The following is a 1,068-nucleotide window of genomic DNA, read 5'->3' as shown; positions in this document are numbered from 1 at the left end:
CGGGCGGTGAGCGAGACGTGACCGACCGCGCCGACGACGGGCCCGGGTCGCCCGCCCTCCCGTTCGCCCTGGGCTACGGCACCAACGGCCTCGGCGACCACCCGCTGCCCGCGGCCCTCGACCTGCTCGAGCAGCACGGCTACGACGCCGTCGCGCTCACCCTCGGGTTCCCCCACCTCGACCCCGGGGCGTCGGCCGCCGACCTCGCCGCGCTCCGGGCACGGCTCGCCCGTGCCCGCGACGGCCGCGGGCTGCGCGTCGTGGTCGAGACCGGCACCCGCTACCTGCTCGACCCCCGCCGGAAGCACGCCCCGGCCCTCGTCGACGCCGACGCCGCGCCGCGGCTGGCCTACCTGCGCCGGTCCGTCGAGGTCGCCGCGGCGCTCGGCGCCCCCGTGGTGCAGCTGTTCTCGGGCGTCCGCGCCCCGGACGTGCCCGGGGCCGTGGCCGACGAGCGGCTCCGTGCGCGGCTGCCCGGCCTGGTCCGGCACGCCGCGGAGCACGGCGTCACGCTCGCGCTCGAGCCCGAGCCCGGCATGCACGTCGAGACCGTCGCCGACGCCCTGCGGCTCCGCGCGGACCTCGGCGGGCCGGACGCGCTCGGCCTCACGGTCGACGTCGGGCACTGCCTCGTCGTCGAGCCCGGTGGCGTCACCGGCGCGCTCGCCGCCGCCGGGCCGTACCTCGCGCACGTGCAGATCGACGACATGCCGCGCACCCACCACGACCACCGGCCGTTCGGCGAGGGCGACCTCGACCTGCCCGCCGCGCTCACCGCCCTGGCCGCGGCCGGGGGCCCGGGCGGGTACCGGGGGGTGGTCGCGGTCGAGCTGCCCCGGCACTCGTGGGACGCGCCCCGGCAGGTGGCCGCCGCGGCGGACGCGATCCGCCGCGCGTGGGCCGCGCCGCCCGCGCCTCCGACCGACCGGCCGCCCCGGCCCCTGCACCCACCCCAGCCCCGACCCGCTCGCTGAGAGGGAGTGACACCTGTGACGCCGACGACGTCGTCCGACCCCGCCGCACCGACGGCCACCACCGCGAGGCCCGCCACGGCGCCCGCCACGGCCC

At 80.4% G+C, this 1,068-nt stretch carries 1 protein-coding gene; it reads left to right on the top strand.

The window, feature by feature from the left end:
• Positions 1-974: sugar phosphate isomerase/epimerase family protein (locus tag FA014_RS19560; protein WP_328288232.1), on the top strand; the 974-nt coding region annotated here is incomplete at its 5' end.
• Positions 975-1,068 lie beyond the last annotated feature (94 nt).

It is taken from the genome of Cellulomonas hominis (genome assembly GCF_005239125.1).
Taxonomy (GTDB): Bacteria; Actinomycetota; Actinomycetes; order Actinomycetales; family Cellulomonadaceae; genus Cellulomonas; species Cellulomonas hominis_A.
This window is presented reverse-complemented; position numbering and strand designations above follow the sequence as displayed.